Origin of the sequence: Planktothrix sp. FACHB-1355, assembly GCF_014748295.1 — a bacterium.
Lineage (GTDB): Bacteria > Cyanobacteriota > Cyanobacteriia > Cyanobacteriales > Aerosakkonemataceae > Aerosakkonema > Aerosakkonema funiforme_A.
In genome coordinates, this window is record NZ_JACJUP010000629.1 from 1 (window position 1) to 4027 (window position 4027).

General features: G+C 41.1%; 5 protein-coding genes. All 5 read left to right on the forward strand.

What is annotated here, in order from left to right; translation table 11 throughout:
• Positions 1 to 753: RNA-guided endonuclease TnpB family protein (locus tag H6S82_RS21955; RefSeq protein ID WP_191056702.1), on the forward strand; the 753-nt coding region annotated here is incomplete at its 5' end.
• 138 nt (positions 754 to 891) lie between these two features.
• Positions 892 to 1236: a helix-turn-helix domain-containing protein gene (locus H6S82_RS21960; RefSeq protein ID WP_347339529.1), complete on the forward strand. Its 345-nt coding sequence runs from the start codon at positions 892 to 894 to the stop codon at positions 1234 to 1236.
• A 225-nt stretch (positions 1237 to 1461) separates the two neighbouring features.
• Entirely contained in the window at positions 1462 to 2271 is an 810-nt protein-coding gene (locus H6S82_RS21965) for a GNAT family N-acetyltransferase (protein WP_190465283.1), read from the forward strand.
• Between the two features lie 5 nt (positions 2272 to 2276).
• Positions 2277 to 3488, forward strand: a complete 1212-nt coding sequence (locus H6S82_RS21970; RefSeq protein WP_190465284.1) for an XdhC/CoxI family protein — start codon at positions 2277 to 2279, stop codon at positions 3486 to 3488.
• Positions 3485 to 4027 (forward strand): nucleotidyltransferase family protein (locus H6S82_RS21975; protein ID WP_191056703.1); only part of this gene is annotated, 543 nt, incomplete at its 3' end. The genes H6S82_RS21970 and H6S82_RS21975, both read left to right, overlap by 4 nt.

Genomic DNA, 4027 nt, shown 5'->3' on the forward strand with positions numbered 1-4027 from the left:
ACAGATAAGTATTTTGCTGCAATATTATTTGAAACTGATGATTTAACCAATAAGAAATCAGGGAAAATCACAAGCATTGACTTAGGTTTAAGTAACCTAGTTACTACGTTTGATGGAAAAGACTTTAATCAAGTCGAGCCAATTAAACCTACTAGAAAATATGCTAAAGGTTTAAAACGCAGACAACAAGCTTTATCTAAAAAGAAAAAAGGGTCTTTAAATCGTCTAAAACAAGTTAAAAGAGTAGCAAAAGTCCATGAAAAAATAGCTAACACTAGACTTGATTTCCTTCACAAACTCTCAAGAAAGTTAGTTGACGAAAACCAAGTCATTATAGCTGAGAACCTTTGTATTAAAGGATTAGCACGAACCAAGCTAGCGAAATCAGTATTAGATGCTGGTTGGGGAATGCTGCTTAATTTTATCAGTTATAAGCTAGATAGAGAGGGAGGAATATTTATTCAAGTTGACAGATTCTTTCCCAGTAGCAAACTTTGTAATAGTTGCCAAGTTAAGCACAATTCATTAAATCTCAGCATTCGTGAATGGGTTTGTCCTGAATGTAAAACTCACCATGATAGAGATGAAAATGCCACACAGAATTTATGGGAAGAAGGGATAAGAATACTGTTAACAAATACTGCGGGACACGCAGGAATTCAAGCTTGTGGAGAGAATGTAAGACTCGTTAACAATTGTGTTAAAAAGCAATTCTCATTGAAGCAAGAATCCCCCGTCACAGCGCCAGCTTGACGGGGGAGTGTCAAGGTAATCTCTACTGCTTATAACAAACCTGCAATTCCTACGGAGGCGGATGCCAAGCTCTCTCAAGAAAGTAGCCGCATTCTGGCATCTCTGATTAAGTTAACGCAACAGAAAAAACAACTCAAAGTGGTGGAAGAAGACGGGAGCGAGCAGACAGTTGAGATCCCGGCCACAGCATTTCATTTACTGGTGGATATTCTGTCACAAATGGCTCAAGGCAATGCAGTTACTCTCATCCCTATCCATGCAGAACTGACAACTCAGGAAGCAGCAAAGATTCTGAATGTTTCGCGTCCGTTTGTTGTCAAGTTAATTGAATCGGGTGAGTTACCCTGTCGCCGGGTAGGACGACATCGCCGCGTTTATTTTAAAGATGTAATGAAATACAAACAGCAAATTGATAGTCAACGAATGCAAGTTTTAGATGAACTGGTGGCTCAAGCTCAAGAGCTAAACATGGGCTATGAGTGATGTATGCTCTCATCAAACTTCACCGCTCTTTACGATTCCTGCGTTTTATATCCTGCACCTCTGCGAGATTTTCTGATGCAGTTGGCGCTGACGGATTTATTCAGTGCCAAATAGACTAAGCTAGGGGTTAGGGATTAGGGCGTCGGGGTTAGGGGTAGCTGGAATTAAGAATTTCCTAACTGCCTTGGCGGTTGTTATATATAGGTGAATAGGTGATATTTAGTGATGAATTTTATTAAACTCGGACAAGCTACAGAAGTGGAGGTTATTAACGCGATCGAATCCAATATGTGCGGGCATATCTCGTACTTCGCCCGCCATCTACCTGCAATGGCAGTTATCGATACACCGGAAATGTTACTGATCGATTCCAAATTGCGATCGGATACTTTCAATTTTGTCTGTCGGGTAAATTTTCCTGCATCAGAAGTAGTCGATCGCATCGATTTTGCGATCGACTACTTCCAGAAACGCAACCTTCCTGTCGCTTGGTGGATCGGTGCTAATTCTCAACCTCCTAACCTCACCAAACGTTTGGAAAAACACGGTATTAAACAAGTTGAAGAAGCGCCGGGAATGGCAATGGATTTAAGCGAATTCAATCAAAATTATACCTTGCCTCCAGGTTTAGAAATTCGTCGCGTCAAAAATCTTGAAGAAATTGAAGATTATGCAAATATAATCGCCAGTTGTTGGAATCCGCCAGATTTTTGCGTAATCGAATTTTATCGACAAGCAGCAGCGATCGCATTTCGTCCTGAAATTCCTGTGCAATTTTATATCGGATATTTAGGAAATGAAGCGATCGCCACAACTGAACTCTTCTTAGACGCAGGAGTGGCGGGTATTTACGGTGTCGTAACTCTGGCAAAATATCGCAAGCGCGGAATTGGAACGGCGATGACTTTAGCGGCGCTTTTCGATGCTAAAAAGCAAGGTTATCAAACTGCGACTTTACAAGCTTCTGAAGATGGCAAAAATATTTATGCAAGTCTGGGATTCAGACAATACTGCAATTTCTACGTCTATCAATAAAAATTATGAATGAAATACAGGCAATTATCGAGGCATTTACAGAAAGTCAAAACAACGGCAAAATGGCAGCACTTGCTACGGTAGTTAAAGTGCAAGGTTCCGCTTATCGTCGTCCGGGTGCGAGAATGCTAATTACCGAAGATGGTCACAAAATTGGCGCGATTAGTGGCGGATGTTTGGAAGATGATGTTTGCGATATTGCACAGGAAGTTATCGCTACTGGTAAACCTAATGTCGTTACTTATGATACTACCTCAGATGACGATATTTTCTGGGGTTTGGGGATGGGATGCAATGGAATTATTCAGGTATTAATCGAACCGATCGCTTGCGCTGCGCTTCGCGCAATCGAATCCCAATTTTTGACATTTATCGGCAATTGTTTGCGTCAGCGTTCGGTGGGTGCGATCGCAACTGTGTTTCACACATCAGACAATATTGCTACAAAAATTGGTTCGCGCATATGTGGCGATCGCACTGGGATTATCATCAATCAAATCGCAGATAAGTTTCTCGAACAAAAGGTAATTGCGGATGTAAAAGCAGCACTTGAAAATGAGCGATCGCAAATTCAATCCTACGAATGGAATAACAAAAAAGCAGAAGTTTTCATTGAAGTTATTAAACCTCCCATCTCGCTGCTAGTTTTTGGTGCGGGTGACGATGCTATTCCCGTTGTGCGTTTGGCAAAAGAGTTAGGTTGGTATGTCACGGTAATCGATCGCCGACCCGCTTATGCGACATCAAATCGCTTTCCTTTAGCAGATAAAATTGTAATTAGCAGCGCGGAAAATATCGCCGAATATCTAAGTTTAGATTGTTATACGGTTGCTGTGGTGATGACGCATAATTATTTGTGCGATCGCGATATTTTGCCTACTCTACTTTCCTCACCTTTACCTTACATCGGCATTCTCGGTTCTAGAAACCGCATCGAAAAATTATTTCATGATTTACGACAAGCAAACTTGGCGCTAGATTCAGAACAATTTGAACGCTTGTATGCACCCATCGGTCTCGATCTCGGTGCGGAAACGCCAGCAGAAATTGCCTTGGCAATTATAGCAGAAATTAAAGCTGTTTTGGCAAAGCGTTCTGGTGGCTTTTTACGCAACCGAAAAGCACCAATTCATGACGTGCGATCGAATGGATCTGGCAAACAGTACGATCTTTCCTGTCAATCCAAAATCCAAAATCTAAAATCCAAAATCCTATGACTGTTGGTATTATCATTCTTGCGGCGGGTGCTTCCACTCGCATGGGTACGCCCAAACAACTATTACCCTATGGCAAATCTACCTTATTATCTCATACAATAGAAGTTGCCCTTGCTTCCGGCTGTCATCCCATTATAGTTGTTCTCGGAGCTTATGCCACACAAATTCGATCGCACATTAATCAGTTGACGATCCGAATCGTAGAAAATCCCCAATGGTCAGAGGGAATGAGTTCATCAATTCGAGTAGGTATCCAAGCCTTAGATACTGTTACTGAAAAACCTGAAGCTGTAGTGTTGTGTTTGTGCGATCAACCTTTTATATCAACTCAAGTTATTAATCAATTGATTGAAGTTTATTTTCAAAAAAGTAAGCAAATAATTGCCTCAGAATATGCAGGAATTTTGGGCGTACCTGCTTTATTCGATCGCAGTTTTTTTCCTAATTTAATGAAGTTGAAAGGTGCTGAAGGAGCCAAAAAGATTATTCAAAATCACAGCGATCGAGTTCTCTCAGTTCCTTTTGCAGAGGGGATAGTT